This is a genomic window from Kamptonema sp. PCC 6506, from assembly GCF_000180455.1.
Lineage (GTDB): Bacteria > Cyanobacteriota > Cyanobacteriia > Cyanobacteriales > Microcoleaceae > Kamptonema > Kamptonema formosum.
Map to the genome: position 1 here is coordinate 30,124 of NZ_CACA01000304.1, position 23,011 is coordinate 53,134.

Genomic DNA, 23,011 nt, shown 5'->3' on the forward strand with positions numbered 1-23,011 from the left:
TTCGACCTCTGACAAAAGCCTCGAAAAACTAGATCGTAGTAAGGACTTAAGTCTTTTCTTGCCAAACCTACAAGTAAGGGCTAAAGTCCTGACTACGAACTTCTGGTAATTTTGAAAGGTTTCCACCTGTAAATTTTTAAGCGCACCAACGCTGCACTACCAAGCGGATTGAACCATCTTGATTTTGCTTTTGTTCCGCAACTTGAAAACCTTGCTTCGCACTCTCATTCACAACAGTATGATAAGCGTAGCGCACAGTCACCTTATTGAGAAAGCGATCTACAGACCAAGCTTGCTGCCAAAATTGCAAATCAGCAACCAATTCGTACTCAGTACCGTTCCAGCTAAATCCAACGTCATAACCGTTTTCTTGTTCGATCGCTATTTCAGCAGTGTTAGTGAGGCCGCGATAGCCGCGTACTTGGGAAGGGCCTGCTTTCCAGTTGATACCGAGATCGGTCAAAGCAGCTTGTAAGGAGGTCAGATTGCGGATTTGGGTTTTGATTTGGCTAAAGTGTGACATGGTGATATTCAAGTAATTAAAGAAGTTAACAAAACAATTTACCAATCGCTCAAAGCTACTTTCGCTGTAGCTTCCGCTGACTGATGCAGTTGAGCTGCGAAATATTCAGAGGTTGACTCCTGATGGAGGACTAAGCCAAGCTGGGCTTCGATCGCAGCAGTTACCTCAGCGCAAGATGCACCGACGATGCCAGTGACTTTTTCCTGCACGCGACCATCTGGATAAATCACAAATTCTAGTGTTTCCATAAATCCTGGCTAGTTGCTAGGTCGTTGTGGGAGTAGACACCGGCACCAGTAAGCTAGCGGCGATGCCTGCTGAAGTCGCTTCAAGAAGATTGGCTGACTCGCAAACCTTTAGATTAATTGTGACTAATTGAGAGGTTGCGAGTCATAACTTAACAAAAGTTATTAATATCGGGAAGCAGTACGTCAGTTGTCTGTTAAGTTTCGCGTAGTTCGTGACGTTAGTCAAGTCATACATAAGTCGTGATTTTTGGCAAGATATTTTTGGGAGCGATCGCTGAGGATAGTTGGTCTAGATGGTCTGGGATGGCGATTCGGGGGTGAGGTGCGATCGCGATCGTTCCATCAGCCTATTTTGCTTAAAATAAACACAAATTATAAAACTCTCAAAATGTAGCATTCTGTTGTCTTACACAAACTCACAAGCTCTTGTTCGCAAAATTGTCTGACTACAGATTTGCGGGAATCTAAATCCATCTGAGAAACTGACTTCACGACAGCGGAGGAAACTCTGGATAGCGAGGCAAATTATCTGCAAACTGCACCCATGACAAACATTTTGAATCCCAGTAATGCAGCATTGGCTTAATCCGATCGGGGTCATCCAAACTACCAATAGTAATATCAATCAAACCTGGTAAAAAATCCGCAGTAAAGCTAATTTGTGTCCCACACTCAGAACAAAAACCACGTTTCCCCTCCACCGATGAATTGTAAGTCTTCGGCTGTGCCTTAATGAATTTAACCTGTGACTGCTCAAACATAGCCCAAGCCACAAATGGAGCAGCATGAGCACGCCGACACATAGAACAGTGACAAATAGCAGCCATTATCGGCTCACCTATGACTTCATATCGAATGGCCCCGCATTGACAACCACCATTTAATTTCTGAATAGTCATTACCACCTCCGATCAAGGCTAACGTTTAAATTTACTTACCACAAACTATTAATAATATTAATAATATATTATAAATAATTAAGAATTAGAGGGCATAGTTATCCCTAAAATCAGCGCTAGCCACAACCATTTACCACCAACTAATCGCTAGTTATCGGCGGACTATCAGCCGAAAAAGACTCAGATTCCTCATCCTCAATAGCCGCCTCAAAACTTTCGATCACAAACGGCAAACCCGCACCTTTCAACCCCCGCTGAATCCGTTCCGGCGTATCTTCAAACAACACAAATAGCGGATGAATCTCCTCAGCTTCCTCACTGTAAATATGCCTATAACTGTGGGACATCACCCACTCATAACCCTTATCCAACCAAACTTGAGCCTGCCGCCAGCGACCCAGCAATTCTGAATAATCCTCCTGATAGCGGTGGATAAAAATCAAAATTTCTACCCCTGTTTTCACCTTCCACTCAGGATCGCACATCAAAATCGCCACATCGCAAGGCAAGCAAATAGCCTGTCCAGGTGCTATGCTGACACCGCTAATCCCCGAATGCGAAACACCGTCGCGCAGGCGCACAACTGGCAGTGGAATAGTAATTACACTCTCGTGAGCTCGGCGCATACTCGGAATCATTTCCAGATAAAGGCGATAGCGTTTCAGCAGTGCGATCGCTGCCGAGGATTCACTGTACTCTGCCAGCAACGCTTCGTAATGTGATTGTTTAATAGGCATCTTCAAATATTAATTAGTAATTTGTAAACAGTTAACCATGAACAGTTAACTGTTTACAGTTAACCATTTTCTACATCTTCTGAAACACTGCGAACATTGGCAGATACATAGACAGCAAAATCGAAGCCACAATACCGCCAATTACAACAATCATCAGAGGTTCCATCATACTCGTGAGCGCTTTAACTGCCTCTTCCACTTCCGTTTCATAAAAAGCGCCAACTTTCATCAGCATCTTATCTAATTCTCCCGTCTCCTCACCAATAGCCATCATCTGAATTGCCAAGGCCGGGAAAACAGCCTGTTCTTGCAAAGCAATACTAATCATACCCCCACCCATAATCTGAGTCCTTGCATATTCGATCGCATTCGAGATCGCTTGATTTCCCGCCACATCTCTCACAATTTCCAAGGAATTTAGAATCGGAACCCCCGATCGCGTCAGCGTCCCAAAAATGATGCAAAACCTCGCCACCGCCGATTTTTCTAGCAGATCCCCAAGCACAGGCATTTTCAACATAATTTTATCGATTTGCAAGCGGCCTACTGGAGTCTTGTAATACATCTTATAAGCAAAAGAAAGACCGATAAGACTGCCAATTACCGTCATTTGCGGAATGGGTGGCCAAGTTGTACAGAAAGCACTGATGCTTAACATAAAAAGGGTAAATGCTGGCAAATCTGCACCAATGTCCTTGAAAATCTTAGCAAAAGTTGGTAGCAGAAAAATTGTCATCGCGAAAAAAATTATAATCGCTATGAATAATACTGTCTTCGGGTAAGACATCGCAGACTTAATTTCGCTCTGTGTCTTATGATTTTTCTCCATCAAAACTGCTAAGCGTTCCAGCACTTCATCGAGCACGCCACCTACCTCTCCTGCGCCCACCATACTTAGGAAAAGCTGATCGAAAACATCAGGAAATTTTCGCATCGCCGTCGAAAGTTCGCTCCCTTGTTCCACATCCGCACTAATACTTGTGAGCGCATTCTTCAACTTCGGATTAGAACACTGCTCATTTAACACTGCAAGGCATCTGACCATCGCCACACCTGCGTTGAACATTGCCGCAAATTGACGGGCAAAAATAGCCAAATCCTTAATCGTAACACTGGACATTGCCAGCTCGATTTTATGGCTAATTGCCTCAAAACTAAGACCAGCTTTAGGTTTCTCACGGAGAACATTGGTAGCCATTTCTTACCTCTGAAAATTTTAGATTTTAGATTTTAGATAGTAGATTTAGGATGGCGAATTTCAGCTTAAATTCCCATCCCAAATCCCCCAAGAAAATTAATGGTGTGCTCCAGCCTTAGCCCCTGCGGGTGCCGGCCCGATCAAGCGTTCGAGCTCGTCCGGTTTGCCACTTTTACCCATTCCTGCTTCCCAGCTAATCTTGCCCGCTTTAAAAAGTTCAGCTAAAGCCATTTCCATCGTCCTCATCCCCAATTTCGCTCCCATCTGGATTTGGGAGTAAATTTGAGCAGTTTTTCCTTCCCGGATCAAGTTAGCCATAGCGGGTGTATTCATCATTATTTCCATCGCGCAGCAACGACCGCCACCAATTTTTGGCACCAAGTTTTGAGAGGCGATTCCCACCAGGGAACCAGACATTTGTGCTCGAATTTGTGGCTGTTGAATCGGAGGGAAAACGTCCAGCATCCGGTCTACAGTTGCCGCAGCGGAGTTAGTGTGCAGCGTTCCAAATACTAAGTGACCCGTTTCTGCGGCCGAAATTGCCAAGCCAATAGTTTCCAAGTCCCGCATTTCTCCCACGAGAATACAGTCTGGATCTTCCCGTAAAGCTGCCCTTAGCGCATTCGCAAAGCTCTTAGTATCTTCACCCTTTTGCCGCTGGTGAAATAAGCTTTTAATATTAGGAAAAACGTATTCAATCGGGTCTTCAACTGTCAAAATATGTTCCGATCGCGTCCGATTCACCAAATCCAGCAATGCCGCCATAGTGGTAGTCTTACCAGAACCAGTTTGGCCAGTCACCAACACCAAACCCCTCGGTCTTTCCGTCATATCCCGCAATACTTGTGGTACTCCCAGTGCATCTGCATTAGGAATCTTGGAAGCCAAAGCCCGCAAACAAGCGGCCCAACAACCCCGCTCCCGGTAGACATTCACCCGGAAACGAGCTAAGCCCTTCACGCCGTAAGCACAGTCTAGCTCCCATTCCATCTCCAAGTGCTTGCGCTGCATATTGTTAAGCATCTGGAAGATCAGCGTTTGGACTTCCTCAGCAGCTAAAATTTCCCCAAATTGTGGCTGAGGGGTCAGTTTCCCGCTGACGCGGAAGAAGATCGGTGCGCCGGCTTGGATGTGAATGTCCGAACCGCCTTGCTCTACAAGGGACTCCAATACGTCCTCAATCATCAAACCCATAGATACGTCTCCCGAATCAGATTGATACTTACAAACCAATGTAACTCATATTCTTAGTTGGGCGGAGCTTGGCAAAGCTAATTGCTAATTGCTAACTGCTAATTGCTAACTGCTAATTGCTAATTGCTAATTGCTAATTGGGGAAAAAGTTTTCTCATCTCCCCATCTCCCCCCATCTTCCACATCTCCCCCGCCCCTCTGCTCCCCTGCTCCCCTGCTCCCCCTACTTCCCTGCTCACCGGATTAATCTACAAAGCGTGGTGTCAAGCAGTAGGGACAATCTAACATTTCTGGCTTTAATTCAGCGTGGCACGTCTTACAAGTGAGCCCCTGTTTACGTTTAGCTTTCAATTCAGCCTCCAAACCAGTATCAGTAAACGTTACTCGTTCTACTTCTTCAAAAGTAGTCGCACCTTCACGCACTAACTGTAAACTGTAAGCCAGCAAAGTTTTCATCCCTTCTTCTACCGCTGCTTCCTTAATTTGTTCCGTCGGCGCACCTTGGGTAATTAGGGTTTGCAGTCGCTCTGTAACTTTCAGAAATTCATAGACACCAACGCGCCCTTTATAACCCCCACCGCCACATTTTTTGCACAATTCTCCCCTTTCTGCCAGCGCTTTCCTGTCATCTACAGGTACTATGTTGGCTTTGTAGAAAGTAATATCCACTTCTTGAGAAGTTGACAAGCCGTAGCGACCGAGTTCTTCAGGGGTGGGGGTGTAGGGAACGCGGCAATCGCTACAAACCCGACGCATTAAGCGCTGAGCTAACACGCCTAAAAGAGCGGCCGACACCATGAAGGGTTCTACGCCCATTTCGTCCAAACGCGCGATCGCACCCGCCGCATCATTCGTGTGTAAAGTTGTTAACACTAAGTGACCCGTCAATGCAGCTTCCAGGGCCGTCTTTGCCGTTTCTTTATCCCGCGTTTCCCCCACCAGCAACACATCTGGGTCTTGCCTTAAGAATGCCCGCAAAATGTTAGAAAAAGTCAAGTCTTTTTCTCGAATTACTTGACACTGAGTTAGACCGGGCAAAGCATATTCAATTGGATCTTCTGCCGTACTAATATTAATTCCCGGATCGTTCTTTTCTGCCAGAATGGAATATAGCGAAGTTGACTTACCAGAACCAGTCGGGCCCGTCACCAAAATCAATCCAAAAGGCCGACTCGCAGTTTCTCTAACTAAAGCCAAAGTTTCTTGGTCAGAGATTAACAAACCTAAACCTAATTGAGTGCTGGAACTATCCAAAATCCGCAGCACAATTTTCTCACCATAGCGAGAAGGCAAACTATTAACCCGGAAGTCCACCGTCCGCCCTTCAAACCTACGCCTGATCCGACCATCTTGAGCTTGCCTACGTTCGGCAATATCCATATTAGAAAGAATTTTGAAACGGGAAGTAATTGCGGGTACTACCTGTTTTGGAAAGCGAAAATATTCTTGCAGCACTCCATCTTTCCGCATCCGAATTCGCAGATGTTCTTCTTGGGGTTCTACGTGGATGTCAGAAACTTTTTCTGACAAAGCTTTAGCTAAAATGACGTTTACAGCTTTAATTACGGGAGCTGCTTCAGCATCATCTATGGACACAGCAATGTCTTCTACATCCCCTACTGATTTTTTCGGAGATAGGAGCATCATCATGCTCCGTCACCTCTTTTTTAGGAGCTTTGCTGCACTTCTCGCCAGTTCCTGCAAATACAGTTGCCATCCGTTTAAGCAAGTCCTCTGCTAGGTTACTATGTTGGATTTCCCGACCTCGGAACATAATCGTGGCTTTAGTACTTTATCGCCAGCTTTGAGCTAAAGCGGTCGAGCTTGAGAAAGACGTACTTGGTAGTCGTGCTCCTCAAGGTTGTCTGTATCCGCCATTTTCACTTCCTTGACATCGGCTCGTGTGCTGCTTCTTTCTTAGCATTCACCGCTCTTTCTTGTCCTTCTCGAACGTTAAATTTACCGTAGTCCATGATCCGACATACAGGTGGATCGGCCTTGATCGCTGAGAAGAACGAGGTCAAGGTCTTTTTCCTCCGCCAGCCGCAGGGCATCTTGAGGAAGCATTATCCCCAGTTGAGCACCATCGGTATCGATGACGCCGAATTTTGGGGAATCGAATGTTGGTCATTGATCGCTGAGGTTGATTGCGGTTTTGCTCTTTTTTCGACTCACAGGCATTTAAGTTGGTTATGCTTAAGCTGCTCTGTATTGACTTAATGTGGCTGAATCCTTGTATTGCCATTCTACTCACTATGACTAAGTGTTCTGGTCTACTATTTAGATCTAAAATCCCCAGATCGACTGTAAAAATAAAAGGTTCGATCGCGCGCTAGAGGGGGGTGAGTTTTGAGTTCTGAGTTAAATAAAGTCAGAAATTTTTGGATCTGTTTACTACTGTCCATCCTTCCCCTCTACCGCATCCTCACCCATTTCATACCATCTTCCCCATCTCCCCCACTAGAATAAAAGCATGAGAAGAGTTGTAATATTTATGTTGAGACTTGAGGCAAATATTAGCAGCCACATTCTGGACATTGGCATCAAAGGATTGGACTTCAAAGAGTACTGGGTTTGGCGGGGTTGGCAGAACTCGGTAACACTTATCTGCGGGCAAGTGGGCAACTTTCCCAGCTAGAGCAAATTGAGCAGGGGAGCAGGGGGGCAGGGGAGAGGGGGGGCGGGGGAGCAGAAGTAACGGAGGAAATACAATACTCTAATAATCTGTACTCTCCCCAATTTCCTTTTGGTAAAGAGGCAAAGCACCGCAGAGTTAATTTTAAGTCGGGAACGCCCTTGATATTTGCAATGCACAGGATTTGGGGCTTCTATTGGTCACTGGCGGCATCAATATGGCTCAACTTGCACTGAGTTCCATGACTGTGTACGAACATTAGATTTGTTGGGGTTTGGGGCTTCGCAGAAAGCTCCTGCCAACTATGATGTCTCTATCTGGGTGGCTCAAGTCTACGAGTTTTGGCAGACTTTTATCAGACAACCAGTAGTTTTAGTGGGAAACTCGATTGGTTCGCTGATTTGTCTGGCAGCCGCAGCAGCTTCACACCTGATATGGATACGCAGGATCATTGTGAGTGATTAGTTTGCCCGATCCATCTGTGCGTGCTGAGGCAGTACCCCCGTGGTTGCAACCTGCGGAATTCGCAAGCGCAAGTAATGAAAATGAGTTTTTGCTTCTCCGCCACGTGCTCAGAGCCGCTAGTTTTACTTTGTCCGCCGTCCCGCCCTTGTCCGTCGCTGGGTGCAGACTTTGAGACCTACGCCAATCCCGATGCCATTAGCGACGAAGTTGAGTAGAAATTGCTATCGGGGCCGAGTCGCGATCGCGGAATTCCGCCCGTGCTTTTTGTGCTCTGTTTAAAGCTGTCGGCTAGTTCACATATTATGCGGCAAACTGGTGTCAAGACAGTTTTGCACTTTAGTTAAAAATTCCTATATATGTTAATGCTAGACGGGTCAACAAGATCGGATGATCCCGCCCCGCTTCGCCCGTCCCCGTCAGTTCATGGAGTACAACGCTAACTTAAAGCTCGTTGAGTTAGAAAATGCGGGCCACTGCCCCCATGATGACATGTCCCAGAACGAGTAAATGCAAGAAATATTTGAATTGGATGGCGATCGCTCTTGCACCATGAAAAGGTAAGGTGGCAGCAGCTCCCGAAGCAGCTGCAGTATTAGTAGAGTTAAAGTCCCCATTCTGCTAGGCTAGTCTGAAGTATGCTCCCTGTCGCAGTTAATTTCCAGAGGTAGTGCTGACTTTGGGCACTATGCACTCAGAAGCGATTATTCCCGATCCAATTGTCTGCTTGTGGACATAATTCAATGGAAATTAATGGCAAAGTTGCTAGAACAAAGGCAAGTGCTTCCTGCTTCTGGATTTCCTCGTGCGATCGCTGATTTCTCAATCTTTTTGATAGATGTTATGTTTTTTTAGACCCGCCTCCTTACAAGGCAGTAGTGCCAGTCTGATTTTTCGGTAATTCTACCCTCAGCAGCTTGGCTAGGAAAATTCAAACTGAACACCTGCTGATCGTTATGGTACTGTTCAACCAATTTAAGTATCCGAGATGTCCCACCAAAGAAATGGAACTAGCTCCTAATTGCGATACCGGAATGCAACCATTTTGGATACTCTCAATTCCCGCTCTGGGAAAAGTCGGTGGCATTGATCTAGATCCTACCAATCGTTGCTTCCCCTCTCTTCCCCTAGCCCCTAGCCCCTAGCCCCTAGTCCCCTAAAATTTCTAGGGCTGTTCGATGAAAGTCAACTTAGCATTGTAAGCGGAGATCGCTCTATAAGAGTGTCGAAAGCTTATTAGCTGCAACTCGCAAACGAGGAAAAACTGTCGTGAGATTCCACTGGCTATTACCCAGTTTCTTAAGTGTGTTTTTGCTGTCATCTGCCGTCGCTGGGAAGACAGCGCAGACTGCAATCTTGGCGATTTGATGCCTACATCAGAATCGGCTGCTACTTCACTACCGTTGATGTCGGAGTTCAACCAAAAGCACAACTGATTTTTAACCCAACGACGCTTCGGTCAATTGACCTGCCAGAAACTCAAGCATTAGGACGATTCTTACTGTAACTCAACCAGTTACAGGAGCGGTAATTAGAATCCCAGTCCGGGTCAGGGCAGTTTGACGCGCAAACCACTAGAATTGTGGTGGAATTGAGTCGCCGGCTTATACGTCTTGCGGACCCGCAGCAAGTGCGATTTCGGGGTATCTCTCCTAGCCAGTTGGACGGTAGAATTGCCTAGACCAACTGCGATCGCCACAGGTGACTAGGGAGACGAAACCTATCCCACCTCCTACCACCAACTCCCCAACGGCACAAATCGCCGCCGCCGGGACCGCTGGTAGAAAATGTCCAAGTAACGAAAGACGGTTTTTTCATCCGCACCAGTACGGCGGTAAACCAGAAACTTTCCCTTCTAGCAAAGTCGTGCTGGAGATCTTGGCAGACAAATTGACATTGCAGGCGCTAATATCTCTCCTCAGCTAACTGAGCAAGAACAGGTAGTTAACCAACATGGCGTAGATCGCATCGAAGTCAGGCAACTTGCCAACCGATCCACCCATGACTCGACGTTACTCTACGGACTGACGGAGACTAATACTAACTCGGCGAGCCTTTTTCAGCAATATGGGCGGCTATTGTGGTCTTACCGACTAATAGACCCAATGTCAGTAGCCGTCCTCCTTTACTAGCACCCCGCCGCAATACCAGCAATTTAGCTGGGATTCAATCTATTTGACTTGGACAGTCTAACTGGCACGCAACTTTTAATTAGAACCGACCGCGCTGTAAGCATATACTCAGCGGATGGAATCAGCAGTCGGGCGCTTATTGGCGTCGAGGATATCACCAGAAGCCTCAACTTGCTGGTCAAATACCTCAGTGTACAGGCAGAGACTTAGTCCTGTAGGGTATAACTGCTACCCAAGAAGACTCGGAGACGGTAGGTAATTTGGGTACCAACCTGCGGCGGGCGTGCAAGTGACTAAGATGTATTGCAACCGACTCCTCAAATCCTTTCGGTGCAATTGCGGCGTACAGGTGTTTCCTCTGTAGAACCTCACGGTAACGAAGTCCTACGCTCCGTCTCTCAACCCAATGAAAGCTATCCTAAACTCCTGAGCTGCCCCGGAATTCTAATGGGCGGATTGTGGTTGCGATCGATCCGGGACACGGTGGCGGAGATCCGGGTGCGGTGGGGATCCTGGAGGTTTACAAGAAAAGAGGAATTGTTCTGGCATATTTCTCAGCAGGTGGCTGCAATACTGGAACAGCAAGGTGTGAGCGAAACAGATTTTGACTAGGACTGCACGAGTCGCAGAAATTGATTTACAACCGAGAGTGGATATGGCGGAGCGGGTCAATGCTACTTTGTCTTGTCAAGCATTCACGCCTATATGCTATTCGATAATGAGTCGCCCAGATGTCAATGGTAATTGAAACGTATTACTTTAGCGACGTGGCGAAAATCGTAGCCCGGACTATCCACAACAGCATTTTACAGGGTACGGGGGCGCGCGATCCTGACAGCGGGTACGAGGACATGAAGCAATAGATTTTACGTTTTGAGGAAGAGTTCTATTGCCTGGGTCTGCTGTTTACGTTGCAAGTAGGCATGGGTCTTTGTGACGGGCGCTGAGGATGCAGCTAGACTGAGAGATCCAGCTTACCGATCTCAAATGGCGGCATCGATCGCTCGTGGCATTTTACTTTATTTGCGCCAAGGCAAGCGAGTCGCAGTAGCTCCAAGCTAGGAACTAGGGGCCAGCAGATACCCGAAGTTGATGAAATGAATCCTTTTGCGATTGATTCCACAACTTCCTAGTATGGGGAGATGGGGAGGATGGGGAGGATGGGGGAGATGGGGAGGATGGGGGAGAAAATCCGCCATTCTCCCCAATTAGGAAATACAGGACTTACGCACCCAACCTCATAAACCGGGTTTTTTTGACCAAAATACTTCGCCCTCACCCACAGATGCTCTCAAAAACCCGGTTTCTGGAGCCCCATAGTAAGTCCTAAATTAGCCATTAGCAATTAGCCATTACCAATTACCAATTACCAATTACCAATTACCAATTACCAATTACCAATTACCAATGATCCCTAACTTTCCAACTATTTTAGCCCTAGATTTTGACGGTGTAATCTGTGATGGTCTAGTTGAATATTTTCAGACAGCATGGCGGACTTATTGCCAAATTTGGCAACCTATTAATACAACCCCGGATTCCGACTTAGCCTTAACTTTCTACAAGCTACGGCCTGTGATTGAAACTGGTTGGGAAATGCCACTTTTAATCCAGGCTTTACTGTTAGATATTCCGCAGGAAAAGATTTTGCTAGACTGGCCAAGCATTGCTCAGCAATTATTGCTAGAAAATAATCTGACGGCTTTGGATGTGGGTACTAAGCTAGACAATTTACGCGATGAATGGATTGCCAAGGATTTGAATGAGTGGCTATCTCTACATCTGTTTTATCCGGGAGTGACGGAACGTTTACAAGAGTTATTGAGTAGTAATGTACAACCAATAATTGTGACGACTAAAGAAGGTAGATTTGTGCGCGAACTTTTGCTGTTAGCAGGGGTGAAAATGCCTGAAGGATCGATTATTGGTAAAGAGTATAACAAACCTAAGCATCAAGTTTTGCGAGAATTGTTGGCGAAGTCTGGGGAAGATGGTGTAATTTGGTTTGTGGAAGATAGACTGAAAACTTTGATTTCTGTTAAACAGCAATCTGACTTAGCTGGGGTCAACTTATTTTTGGCTGATTGGGGATACAATACTTTAGCTGAACGAGATTCGGTAGCAAAATATCCTCCTGTAAAACTTTTGTCTCTATCTCAGTTTGCTCAGGATTTTTGTGGGTGGTTGTAGAATAAACTTTGTATGTTAAGAAAAAGGAAGAATCATATATTTCTGTCATTACGAGCGAAGCGAAGTAATCGCAACCCTTTATTTTTAGCTAACTCCGTAAGTTTTGTTAAAAAATTTTTCGGTAACTGATTTCGTTGGTGTCGGCGACAAAAAAATTGAGATTTTGGGGTTGACTTGTACTCCTAGACAAGGTATATTTATATAATCGGATGGGTGCAAAAATAATATTTTTAGACCAATTTCTATTATAAACTAAGTATACTGTCAAGTTCTGAAAAATGCAAGGGGTGGAGCAAAAAAAAATCAATTTTCTTATCATTATTTTTTAAATTTTTGGGACTTCATACTAATGCTTGATTTAACCAAAGTAGCTAAGGCAATGCAAGGAATGAGCCAACATCTAAGCGCGGAAGCTGTGGCGGCTGGTAAACGCTTAGAGGTAGCTTTAAATTTGCTTGAGAAAGCGGAATCTGCACAGGAAAAGTTGGTAAATTTACAGGAAACTTACCGCGAGCGCATCTTATTTAATGCTGCAACTCCTAGAGAACCTTTGGATGGCGGCGGCTACATTGTGGTTCCGCCAATTGCTCATACGGTATTGGCAACAGATGGATCGCAAATTGCCCCAAATCACCACGAAATTGCTTATTGCTATTTGCTAAATGTCGGTCGCGTAACCCTGCATTATGGCCAAAGTCGCCACCCAGTTTTAGATAGTTTGCCAGAGGTTTTTTATAAGGCAGAAGACCTGTATATTGCTCGTCAGTGGGGAATTAGAACTGAGGAGTGGATGGGTTATCGGCGTAGCGTGTCGGAAGCAGAAGCTTTGGCGGAATTAGGCTGTAAGTGGGCGGCAATTAATGGCAATAAATTGACAGCGCCAACTTTAGCAATGGTGGATGGTTCGTTGATTTATTGGTTTTTGGAGGGGTTGCCAAATGAAGCTCGCGATCTTATTTTGCAGCCAATTTTAGCAGCATGGGAAAAGTTACGGTTAGCAGGAATTCCGCTATTAGGTTATATTAGCGCTTCTCGTAGTGCTGAAACTTTATCTTTTCTACGTTTGGCAGCTTGTTCCTATGACGTACCTGACTGTATAACTAATTGTCCTAATGCGATCTTTGCGGCGAATTTACCGAATGCGGAGAAAGCACCTTGTCAAGTGTTTGAACCGTTGCGAGATGTGATTTTATGGGGTTCAATTTTGTTACCAGGACAAAGAACTCCTTTGTGGCGATCGCAAGCTCGAATTTTGGAGTTATATGGAGAACAAAATATCTATTTTTGTTATGTTCATGTAGGGACTGAAATTGCTAGGATTGATATGCCGCAGTGGGTAGCTGAAAATCCTGTATTATTGGAGTCAGCTTTAAGTTTAATGTTAGGTCAGGTTCACAAGGGTGGTGGCTATCCAGTAGCTTTGGCAGAGGCTCATAATCAAGCGGTAGTGACGGGGGGAGATCGAGGTAGATTTTTTGCTTTGTTGGAGCAACAAATGATTAAGGCTGGCTTGAGAAATGTGGGAATTTCTTATAAGGAAACTAGGAAGCGGGGGAGTATTGCGTAATTGTTAACGGTTAACTGTTAACTGGTAATTGGATGGCGTAAAATTTAAGTTAGATAAATGGGAATAATTTTGTTTGGGGGTGATTATGCCATTGGAATTAGTTATTTTACTTGCGGCATTGATTGTTTCTTGGTTGGCGTTTAATTGGGCAATTAAGGTATTAAAGGCTAGTCTTGGTACGGCGGTTGCGATCGCGGCTATTGTTCTCGTGTTACAATTAGTTTTTGGGATTGGGCCGAATCAGCTTTTGCAGCATATAATTAATTTGCCACAGACGCTTTGGCAAATGGTTCAGGGGAAGTGAGAGAAATTAAAAAAAAGATTTTTCGGTTATATTGTCTGCAATTATTGCGGCAAAATTTCTCTCAATCTCTCCCGAAACAAACGCACAGCAGCCCTTTGTCCAATACTTTTACTTTCGATGTGGCTGGACATAGACAAAATTCATGCTAAGGAAAATTAGAGACTTGAAAGGTCAGATTGCGCGTGAAGGTTTTGTTTATCTACCCAAACGCGGCAAAGGTAGCCATGAACGTTTATTAACTGAACTGAATGAGTTAAGGGAGGGCGAGGGTTTATGAGTCGATATAGTATGATTGTTCAATGGTCTGATGAAGATCGGCTTTTCCTAGTCACAATTCTAGAGTTTTCCGAGCGCGTGGTGATGCCTTGTACTCATGGTAAAAGTCGTGAGGAAGCAATTCATAACGGCGAAGAAGTGATTGAAATGTATCTGGAAGCTTGGGAAGCAGAAGGTGAATCTATCCCTGAACCTAGTACGCTTCAAATTGCTTGATTGGTATTGTCAAACTCTGTTGGTGTGGTGGAGAGGAAAGGCGCGATCGCACAGCTAAACTGTTGAAAATTATCAGTTTGAAGGAGAAATGTTTGGTCAGATATTGTTAGACAATAATCGCCTAAATCTTGTTGTTTTCAACCCCAAAACGGAGGAAATAGTACAATGGATAGCTTAAATAATTATCGCCAACTGGTTAAGCAGATGCTTACTGAATATGCTGAGATTCCAAGTTTTGACAGTGGGACGCAAAATGAAACAATTTTTGATGTAGAAAATGACCGTTATCTGTTACTAAATATAGGTTGGTTTAATGACCGACGCATTCACCATTGCATAATTCATATTGATATTATTGACGGTCAGGTGTGGATTCAAGCAAATAATACTGATTATTTGATTGCTGAGGAGTTAGTTGCAGTGGGTATTCCTCCCGAATCAATTGTTTTGGGACTTCAACCACCTGATGTTAGACTTTATACTGCTTATGGAGTGCCTTCTAAACAGCATCAGCGAGAATCGTTGAAAGTATGATGGAGTGCGATTTGAGTGGGAAGGCGATCGCGCTTTCTTATTTTCAGCAAATTCGATTAAACTCTAGTAAAATAAGACATAGTTACCATCACCGCCAAAGCTAAATCACCATGCAAACCGTAACATTTGACATTATTTTAGACGCGATCGAAACCTTGTCTACTGATGAACAAACCACTCTACTTGTCATCATGCAGCGGAGACTTAGCGATCGCCGTCGTACCGAAATTGCTGCTAATATTGCACAAGGAAAACAAGACTATCAAGCTGGAAACGTTTTTAGAGGTACGGTTAATGATGCGATCGCGGAGCTAAATCGTTGAAAGTTATTACTTTTGCTCAATCGTTTAAACGTGCTTACAAAAGCCTGATCCGCAAACACCCGGAACTACAGCCTAAAGTTGAAGGTGTTTTGACACTTTTGGCAGAAAACTCTTTTGAGCCATCACTGCAAACACACAAACTCAAAGGTCAATTAGCTGGCTCTTGGCCTGTACTGTGGAGTATGACTGTCGGATTGTATTTGATTTTGTTGAGAATCCAGAGTCGGGAGATGAGGAAATTCTCTTGCTTGATATTGGCAGCCATGATGAAGTTTATTGAACGCGATCGCGCTTGGTAGTAGTTAAAAAATATAGAGGGAAGCGCGATCGCACGGTAAAGGCTTTTTTATAAGCAGGGAGAGATTACAGAATCAGTGAAACTAAATCGCTGCAAGAGTTTCAACTATTTTAACTCATCTTAAGTATTCTTGGTCACTTTGATTATGAGAGCCTAAATCCAGGACAAATTTTTTTGAAATCACATTTTGAACATCGAGGCGGGTCAGACTGACTACCTGTGAGAGGAAATAGTCCAGACTTTATTCCTTCTACGGCTTGTCTAACCTCTTCTCTAACCTGATTCTGATACTCATCGCCAACATCCACTGTAAACCTTTCCTCAACCCCCAGGTTTACAAGCTCTGAATCTGGAGGTTCAGGAGCGAGAAAGTGTGCATCAGCGCCGTTGTCTGGATCGTAACCTAAAGCATGACGAACAGCAGCCGCATACAACCGGAGTTGCCTAGTAACATCATTTCTTCTTTCGCGATAACTTTGAGGATCTTTCTCCCACTTTTGACTTTTAAAATCAACTACACAAACAGGAATTGGATACTCTTGTTGTCCGCCAGAATCTACTATTTGCAATAAATCAATCGTCCCACTAATTAATGCGCCACTTTGCCGATCAACATATTCAAATGGTTTTTCTGCTTCAAAAGCTAATTCAGCACGATCTCTATAGAATTGCCAATACCTAATTATAGACCGTTTAGCAGCATTTTTTAGAGCTTCTAAAGGTTTCCCTCGTGTGTAACGAAGATTAAATTGTCGCTCAACTAAGTTTTCTAAAAAATCCTCTGTAATTGACAAATGTGCCTCTGAATTTTGTGCTATTCTCTGGTGAATTTCAGCTAAAATATTATGAACTTGTTGACCATAGCCAAAATCCTGTTTGACACTGGGCCCAAATCCCATTAAGCAGCGAAGTTTATAGTCGAATGGGCATTTCCAGTAGTAGTTTAAGTCAGAGTATGTTGTGGGGAGTAACTCGGTATTGACTGGGGCAATAGGAATATCACGCCGACGAAATGTTGGATCATTCCCATCTCCTTTAACATAATCATGTGTAATTTCTTTATAAAAATCACTTGGTTTTTTTCTATGCCTATCTTGGCTAGAAATATGTAAAAATTTTCTGCAACGGGTAAGTGCTACATACCAAAGTCTCCGCTCTCCTGCATCACCACCTGCATATTCAGAGCGATCAAACTCCTGTGAAGTTAAAAAAGTTTCTGGCCCCTGATTACGACGGCTGCTTGGAAAGTTGGAACTAGACACACGAGGGACAAAAACAACAGGCCATTCTAAACCTTTGGCAGCATGAATTGTCATAATTTGTACGGCATTAGGTGTGGTAATTTCATCAACTCCACCATCATCAGTTTTACCTGCTGCCCAACCACCTAGAAAAAGGCAAAGAGGAGTGAGATCCCTTGGTTCTATCCATTGCTTAACTGATTCAAATTGCGTCAGAAGGTGGCTAAAGCGCCCTAAATTGTATAAAATATCGTCTGACCAAGGTTGAGTTTCTGCACTAGCTCCCAGTTCCTCAAGCATTTCCTGAAAAATATCTTGTGGGTAGATACGTCTACTAATACCATCGCGCTCTTCTTTTGGTAAACTCTGACGATTTAGTTTTTCACGTTGTTTAGCTATCCATTCCAAAAAGGAAGTAGCATCTGCTTGTGACATTTGCTGTCTGTCACGTAGCCGTCGAACTGTATCTCGAACAAACTCTCTTGTTTTATTGACAGTGAATGAGTGGAATTTTCCAGTCATATCAGTATAAGAAAATTCCCTTTGTGCTAACTGACAAAATGCTGCCTGGACAAGTAAAACTTCATCATGGCTAAATAGACCTCTTGTTCCTTTGACTACAAAAGGTATCCCTTGCTCGCGAAGGGCATCAACGAATACTTGCCCGGAAGAACGAACACTCCGCAGGAGAATTGCCATATCAGCATAGTCTATCGCTCGTTCAGTGCCATCTTTTTCCTCAATTACTGTACCTCGCAAATACTTAATCCGTTCAGCTACCCACGCAGCTTCGGCTTCATCTGAGGGAAATTCCTGCCTGCGAATATCGCCCAGCTCGGCCATGCGCTCCCTAAGAACTACAACATCTTGTTCAGATTGCCAGTACCTAGCAACCATCGCCTTGTTTAGCCGACAGTTAACAGGAAGCTGTCTCACAGCTTTATTAGCAATTTCAACTATTGCGTGAGTGCTACGGAAATTGTTGATTAATTCAATGCGAGTTACATTTGGATATCGCTGTTCAAAAGTTAATATATTTTTGATATCTGTTCCGCGCCAGCCATAGATTGCTTGGTCATCATCACCTACAACACACACTGACATTCGAGTTCCACCGTCTGAAAGAATACGAATCAATTCTTCTTGACGAGGATCAACGTCTTGATATTCATCTACAATTAAGTAACGGAACTTAGAGCGTACCTGCTCTAACAAAGCTGGCTCTGACAAACGAGATAAAAGTTCTCCAATAATTGTATTAAAATCAAAAAAGCAGTTGGGGCGCTCTTGGGCAAGTTGTTTATAACGTTGAACCGCACCACTCAAATGCTCAGTTTGAAGATTTTCTGGGTCAATTCTTTTGAGATGAATGACATTTAGGGTTGTAGTAAACCAATCAAGAGCATCCCAATAACCCTCTCCCCTTATCTGTTGACGAAGCTGATTAAGTCCAATTCCTTTTCCACTATCTTCATAATAATGGTAGTTGGCAGTTATTAGCGCTGCTTGTCGAACATCATCCATTACCTCAAAATTACGGTATTGAGTATCAATTTCTTTAAGTAATTGTAAACAAAAACTATGGATTGTCCCAACATACATATCTCCAAGGGAGGCATCATCTGGGTTAATATCTTCTAAATGACCTCTAATTCGAGTTTTTAGCTCGCGAGAGGCTCTTTCTGTAAAAGTGAAGGCAATAATAGATTGTTTCGATACTCCTTCATCAACCATTTGTGCAATTCGCTTAGAAATAACCTCTGTTTTACCACTTCCTGCACAAGCAATGATCAATAGGTTTCCTTCACGATGTGCAATAGCTTGTTGCTGCTCAACTGTATAATTTAATGTCATTTTCTACCTCTATTTATAGCAATCCTTAAAGAGGGAGCTAGTGCTTCCATTAACTGAACAGGCACAGCATTTCCAATTTGTTCAGTTATTTGAGACTTAGTTCCTACAAATTTATAATCAAGCGGAAATGATTGGAGAATAGCAGCTTCACGAAGAGTAATAGCTCTATCATCTTCTGGATGGGAGAATCGTCCGCGAGTTACATCAGTACAGCCTGTAGTTAGTGTTGGTGCAACATCATCCCAACGCATTCTTCCATAGACATCTCCATGACCTTTATGATTTTTATGGCATTTGAGTTCTAATTCAGGTGGCAATGAAAAACGATTTCCACCATCTTTAGGAATGTGTTGTAAGCGCTTTAGAGCTATGGGCAAATGTGAACTGGCATAATGAAGAGGATCGCCTGGATCTTTCTGCCCTGATTTTAGCGATCGAAGATTACCAATTGCTTGTCTTACTGTAATTCGACTCCCAGTTGGAGTTATAGGTGGGGGTATAATAGGTAATTCAGAATTTAAAACAGCAAAAAGAATACATCTAATACGACGTTGAGGTACACCGTAGTCAGCCGCATCAACTCGAATAGGTTCACCTAATTGATAGCCAAGTTCCAGTAAATCATGTTTGAGTTTATTGATTATTTCTCTATATTTTTCTGTTGCAAGTCCAGGTACATTCTCAAAAAAAATTACCGAAGGACGTAAGTCTCTTGCAAATCTAACAGCCTCAAAAATTAAGTTTGAACGTTTATCTTGTTTTTTGGTACGATTTTGACTGCTGAATGGTTGGCAGGGCGCACAGACAACTAGAATATCCACATCAGCTCCCTTTAAATCATTCTGGCGAATATCCATCGGATCAAGTAATGCAATATCAGACTCATAAAGATTCACGTTTGGATGATTGATTTTATAGGTCTTACATACAATCGGATTATTATCAACAGCAGCTACTACCCTAATATTATGATTCGTTAATCCTTCCGTCACTCCACCACACCCACAGAAAAGATCCACCGCAGTCAGCAATCGCTTCGCTGAATGATTATTATTTCTATCTTTTACTTTTACACTTCTCATGGTTTTTTAGACGCTCATACTCAATAAATTATCAATTAGATTATAGAATACGTATGTACAGACTTTTCTTGATTAATAGTATTTATTGGATCGATAAAGATTCTTAATTAAATTTGCCCACCTTCTTAAGTTTAGCAGCTAACCGCTGGTAAATTACATTCAACCACACTGTTACTACACGGTACTCCTCCGACCAAGTTAGTGTCAATCCCAACTTCTCTAAATTATCTATCCTACCCCACAAAAGACTTCAACATCCAACCAATAATAATTCCCACACCCCCAAACCGCACAGCCTGCCAAAAAGGTTCCTTCAAACTTCCCCAACTAAACAGACTACTTTCCAAATTAAGTTCTATAGTTTCCAATTCCTGCTGAATTTGTCGCAATTCTGCCCCTTAAACTCAGGTAAAGGATTTCGACGTTGCTGCTGACGAATATCCTCCCGTCGATGTCCCAGTTCAACCTGGCGATCGCGATCGCGCTTCACCTGTTCGTAACGTTCCTTAACATCCGCAAGCAATCTATCCACTTCCTGTTCCTTCTTCCTTCTTCCTTCTTCCTCCTCAAGCTTATGTCAAAATAGAACCACTCATCATCCGCTGATATCTCCGCTCTAATTCATCTCTAATTGCAGGCATTTGATTCAACCTTTCATCCTCATCAATCACCCTCTTCGCCGCCTCCCTTGCCAATTCCAAAACCTCTTGATCTTCCACTAAACTTGCCAAGGCAAAATCCGGTAAACCCGCCTGTCTAGTGCCTAAAACCTGACCTGGCCCCCGCAATCTCATATCCATTTCTGCAATAAAAAACCCATCTTGCGACTGTTCTAAAACCTTCATTCGCTGCAAAGCTTCCCCAGCATTAGAACCCCGCATTAACAAACAATAAGAACGATCGCTTCCCCTACCCACACGACCTCGTAATTGGTGCAACTGCGACAAACCGAAACGCTCACAATTTTCAATCAACATCACTGTTGCATTCGGAACGTCAACACCCACTTCTACAACAGTTGTCGATACCAAAATGTGAGTTTCTCTATCCCGGAACTTGGTAATTGCCTCATCCTTTTCTGCACTTGTCATCCGACCGTGTAACAAACCTACTTTAAACTCAGGAAATATCGTTGTCTTTAGTTTCTCCTGTTCCTCAATAGCCGAACGTAAGTCTAGTTTTTCTGACTCTTCTACCAAAGGCAAAACCACATAAACTTGACGACCTCCCCCCACTTCCCGCCGAATCAATTCATAAGCTTGACTGCGTTCTTTTCCCGTCAATATTGTTGTTTGAATTGCCTGTCTTCCGGGAGGTAATTCATCAATTAAACTCACATCTAGATCGCCGTGTAAGGTTAAAGCTAGCGTCCGAGGAATAGGTGTTGCGGTCATCGTTAATACGTGAGGAGACTCGCCTTTTTGCTGCAACTTTGCCCGTTGCTGTACCCCAAATCGGTGCTGTTCATCAATTACAACTAAACCCAATTTATCAAAATTAACTGTATCTTGAATCAAGGCATGAGTTCCAACTAAAACTTTTAATTGCCCCGTTTCTAACTGCGAATGAATTTCTCTGCGTTTCGCTACTTTGGTCGAACCAGTTAACAGTTCAACTGGCAAGTGCATTAAATTTAACCAACCTACTAACTTGCGATAATGTTGCTCTGCTAAAACTTCAGTCGGTGCCATCAAAGCTGCTTGATATCCAGATTGAATTGCTGCTAGTATTGCCACCACCGCTACCACAGTTTTACCCGCGCCGACATCTCCTTGTACCAGCCGATTCATCGGTTCTGGTGATGCTAAATCATTGAGGATCTCATTAATTACTCTTTGCTGAGCATTTGTTAACTTAAATGGGATGATATTATAGAAATTATTCAGCAATTCCCCATTCGGAATTAGCACTGCACTCGCTTGAGCTTTGCGGTGCATTTGGCGGCGTTTTAACAGTCCTAATTGTAAATAGAAAAACTCATCAAAAACTAAGCGGCGACGGGATGCTGACAGACAATCTCTATCTAGAGGAAAATGAATATTACTAAGGGCATCGGCTATCCCCATTAAACTATAGCGATCGCGCAAACTTTCAGGTAAAGACTCTTGTACTTGCTTAACCGCCGGTAAAGCCGCAGCCATCCCCCGCCTCACCACCCCCGCATCTACCCCATCCGTCAAGGGATAAACAGGTACTAACCGCCCCACCGTAGCTGATTCTATCGTGCCACCGTCGGAGTCGAGCACTTCTATTTCGGGATTTTCCAGCGTTACCCCATATTTCCCTTGCTTCACCAACCCCGAAGCCGCTACTACCGCACCCACTGGATAATAACGCTTTTGCTGTTCCTGCCAGCCACGATTGCTGTAGCGATTGCCATGAAAAAAGCGATTCAGCTTGATTTGACCCGTCCGATCCGTTAAAATCAGCTCTAGAATCGTCAATTTATTGTTTTTTGGGCTACTAAAGCAGTTGCAGCGCTTCACAGTTGCCACTAAAGTCACAGTTTCTCCCGCTGCGAGTTCGCGGATGCTCACTTGCCGAGCATAATCAATGTGATCGCGGGGATAATAGTATAATAAATCGTATACAGTTAATAACCCCAATTTGCCTAAACGATTGCCATTGTTCGGCCCGATACCTGTTACACGGTTTAGAGGTTGATCGAGAGAGAGGCTTGGTGGTGGAGGGTTTTGACTCAGCGGCGCAGTTCGGGTATTGGGTACTGGGGAAGAAGGAGTATATTCCGGTGTCTGTTCTCTCACTTTCTGTCCGATACCAAAGTTCTGGTGTTCGCAGACTCGCTGGACTTGCATGAGAAAACGCCGTGTTTCAGCGACAAGAGATTGGCGCTCTTCTAGTTCCATTTCAGGATAACTGACAAACTGCGCCGCCAGATGCAGACATCGGTTGCGATCGCTAAACGGTATGATATCAGTGGCTTGACTCAAACTCAGACTTAGAAAGTCACTGAAGCGGTGTTGAGAACCTTGTAAGTCAGTAAATCCACGTTCCGCCTCTACGGAGAGAGCTTTTTGCAGTCGCACCCAATCTGGTTGATCCGTCATCATTATTATATAGCTAGGGGCTAGGGGTTA

Annotated in this window: 23 protein-coding genes and 2 pseudogenes; 12 read left to right on the forward strand and 13 right to left on the reverse strand. The window is 44.0% G+C overall.

What is annotated here, in order from left to right:
• Positions 1-136 precede the first annotated feature (136 nt).
• Both OSCI_RS18105 and OSCI_RS18110 read right to left on the reverse strand, forming a co-directional pair.
• Positions 137-523, reverse strand: a complete 387-nt coding sequence (locus OSCI_RS18105; protein WP_007356519.1) for a DUF1257 domain-containing protein — start codon at positions 521-523, stop codon at positions 137-139.
• A 38-nt stretch (positions 524-561) separates the two neighbouring features.
• Positions 562-771, reverse strand: a complete 210-nt coding sequence (locus OSCI_RS18110) for a DUF2997 domain-containing protein (protein ID WP_007356520.1) — start codon at positions 769-771, stop codon at positions 562-564.
• Between the two features lie 247 nt (positions 772-1,018).
• Between OSCI_RS18110 and OSCI_RS30110 the strand changes: the two genes are divergently transcribed.
• Positions 1,019-1,165, forward strand: a complete 147-nt coding sequence (locus OSCI_RS30110) for a hypothetical protein (RefSeq protein WP_155523385.1) — start codon at positions 1,019-1,021, stop codon at positions 1,163-1,165.
• Between the two features lie 94 nt (positions 1,166-1,259).
• On the opposite strand, the gene OSCI_RS18115 is transcribed toward OSCI_RS30110, so the two are convergent.
• The 6 genes and pseudogenes from OSCI_RS18115 to infC form a co-directional block, all read right to left on the reverse strand.
• Positions 1,260-1,670: a GFA family protein gene (locus tag OSCI_RS18115; RefSeq protein WP_007356522.1), complete on the reverse strand. Its 411-nt coding sequence runs from the start codon at positions 1,668-1,670 to the stop codon at positions 1,260-1,262.
• 140 nt (positions 1,671-1,810) lie between these two features.
• Positions 1,811-2,407, reverse strand: coding sequence for a hypothetical protein (locus tag OSCI_RS18120; RefSeq protein WP_007356523.1), 597 nt, complete (start codon positions 2,405-2,407; stop codon positions 1,811-1,813).
• A gap of 70 nt (positions 2,408-2,477) precedes the next feature.
• On the reverse strand, positions 2,478-3,605 hold the full coding sequence (locus OSCI_RS18125; protein WP_007356524.1) for a type II secretion system F family protein: 1,128 nt from the start codon (positions 3,603-3,605) through the stop codon (positions 2,478-2,480).
• A gap of 96 nt (positions 3,606-3,701) precedes the next feature.
• A complete protein-coding gene (locus OSCI_RS18130; RefSeq protein ID WP_007356525.1) occupies positions 3,702-4,799 on the reverse strand; it encodes a type IV pilus twitching motility protein PilT in 1,098 nt (365 codons plus the stop codon).
• Positions 4,800-5,042: 243 nt separating this feature from the next.
• A pseudogene (locus OSCI_RS18135) lies at positions 5,043-6,380 on the reverse strand (GspE/PulE family protein); the annotation flags it as partial.
• A gap of 42 nt (positions 6,381-6,422) precedes the next feature.
• Positions 6,423-6,930: pseudogene (infC, locus tag OSCI_RS31585) on the reverse strand (translation initiation factor IF-3); the annotation flags it as partial.
• Between the two features lie 672 nt (positions 6,931-7,602).
• Between infC and OSCI_RS31590 the strand changes: the two are divergent.
• Positions 7,603-7,899: an alpha/beta fold hydrolase gene (locus tag OSCI_RS31590; RefSeq protein WP_007356531.1), complete on the forward strand. Its 297-nt coding sequence runs from the start codon at positions 7,603-7,605 to the stop codon at positions 7,897-7,899.
• A gap of 1,674 nt (positions 7,900-9,573) precedes the next feature.
• On the opposite strand, the gene OSCI_RS31595 is transcribed toward OSCI_RS31590, so the two are convergent.
• Positions 9,574-9,714 carry a hypothetical protein gene (locus OSCI_RS31595; protein ID WP_234708771.1) on the reverse strand — a complete coding sequence of 47 codons (141 nt, stop codon included), beginning with the start codon at positions 9,712-9,714 and terminating at the stop codon, positions 9,574-9,576.
• Between the two features lie 617 nt (positions 9,715-10,331).
• Between OSCI_RS31595 and OSCI_RS31600 the strand changes: the two genes are divergently transcribed.
• The 10 genes from OSCI_RS31600 to OSCI_RS18185 all read left to right on the forward strand — a co-directional run bounded on the left by OSCI_RS31600 (position 10,332) and on the right by OSCI_RS18185 (position 15,737).
• Positions 10,332-10,640: a hypothetical protein gene (locus OSCI_RS31600; protein ID WP_234708772.1), complete on the forward strand. Its 309-nt coding sequence runs from the start codon at positions 10,332-10,334 to the stop codon at positions 10,638-10,640.
• A gap of 125 nt (positions 10,641-10,765) precedes the next feature.
• Positions 10,766-10,891: a hypothetical protein gene (locus tag OSCI_RS32050; protein WP_007356535.1), complete on the forward strand. Its 126-nt coding sequence runs from the start codon at positions 10,766-10,768 to the stop codon at positions 10,889-10,891.
• A gap of 70 nt (positions 10,892-10,961) precedes the next feature.
• Positions 10,962-11,090, forward strand: coding sequence for a hypothetical protein (locus OSCI_RS32055; protein ID WP_267880124.1), 129 nt, complete (start codon positions 10,962-10,964; stop codon positions 11,088-11,090).
• A gap of 345 nt (positions 11,091-11,435) precedes the next feature.
• A complete protein-coding gene (locus OSCI_RS18155; RefSeq protein WP_007356536.1) occupies positions 11,436-12,218 on the forward strand; it encodes an HAD family hydrolase in 783 nt (260 codons plus the stop codon).
• Between the two features lie 349 nt (positions 12,219-12,567).
• The gene (locus OSCI_RS18160; protein WP_007356537.1) at positions 12,568-13,785 is read left to right on the forward strand and encodes a DNA double-strand break repair nuclease NurA; all 1,218 of its coding nucleotides are present in this window, start codon (positions 12,568-12,570) and stop codon (positions 13,783-13,785) included.
• Positions 13,786-13,870: 85 nt separating this feature from the next.
• Complete coding sequence (locus tag OSCI_RS18165; RefSeq protein WP_007356538.1) at positions 13,871-14,089, forward strand: hypothetical protein; 219 nt, start codon at positions 13,871-13,873, stop codon at positions 14,087-14,089.
• 273 nt (positions 14,090-14,362) lie between these two features.
• Complete coding sequence (locus OSCI_RS18170; protein WP_019487230.1) at positions 14,363-14,581, forward strand: type II toxin-antitoxin system HicB family antitoxin; 219 nt, start codon at positions 14,363-14,365, stop codon at positions 14,579-14,581.
• A gap of 165 nt (positions 14,582-14,746) precedes the next feature.
• Positions 14,747-15,115, forward strand: a complete 369-nt coding sequence (locus tag OSCI_RS18175; protein ID WP_007356541.1) for a XisI protein — start codon at positions 14,747-14,749, stop codon at positions 15,113-15,115.
• Positions 15,116-15,225: 110 nt separating this feature from the next.
• Entirely contained in the window at positions 15,226-15,438 is a 213-nt protein-coding gene (locus OSCI_RS18180; protein WP_007356542.1) for a hypothetical protein, read from the forward strand.
• The gene (locus tag OSCI_RS18185) at positions 15,435-15,737 is read left to right on the forward strand and encodes a type II toxin-antitoxin system YafQ family toxin (RefSeq protein WP_007356543.1); all 303 of its coding nucleotides are present in this window, start codon (positions 15,435-15,437) and stop codon (positions 15,735-15,737) included. The genes OSCI_RS18180 and OSCI_RS18185 overlap by 4 nt, the downstream gene beginning before the upstream one ends.
• 142 nt (positions 15,738-15,879) lie before the next feature.
• On the opposite strand, the gene OSCI_RS18190 is transcribed toward OSCI_RS18185, so the two are convergent.
• From OSCI_RS18190 to recG, 4 genes are all read right to left on the reverse strand, one after another.
• A complete protein-coding gene (locus OSCI_RS18190) occupies positions 15,880-18,831 on the reverse strand; it encodes an ATP-dependent helicase (RefSeq protein WP_007356544.1) in 2,952 nt (983 codons plus the stop codon).
• Entirely contained in the window at positions 18,828-19,913 is a 1,086-nt protein-coding gene (locus OSCI_RS18195) for a DNA cytosine methyltransferase (protein ID WP_007356545.1), read from the reverse strand. Before OSCI_RS18195 ends, OSCI_RS18190 begins: the two co-directional genes overlap by 4 nt.
• 355 nt (positions 19,914-20,268) lie before the next feature.
• Complete coding sequence (locus OSCI_RS31605) at positions 20,269-20,445, reverse strand: hypothetical protein (RefSeq protein ID WP_007356548.1); 177 nt, start codon at positions 20,443-20,445, stop codon at positions 20,269-20,271.
• Positions 20,446-20,485: 40 nt separating this feature from the next.
• Positions 20,486-22,984 carry an ATP-dependent DNA helicase RecG gene (recG, locus tag OSCI_RS18205; RefSeq protein WP_007356549.1) on the reverse strand — a complete coding sequence of 833 codons (2,499 nt, stop codon included), beginning with the start codon at positions 22,982-22,984 and terminating at the stop codon, positions 20,486-20,488.
• Between the last annotated feature and the right edge of the window lie 27 nt (positions 22,985-23,011).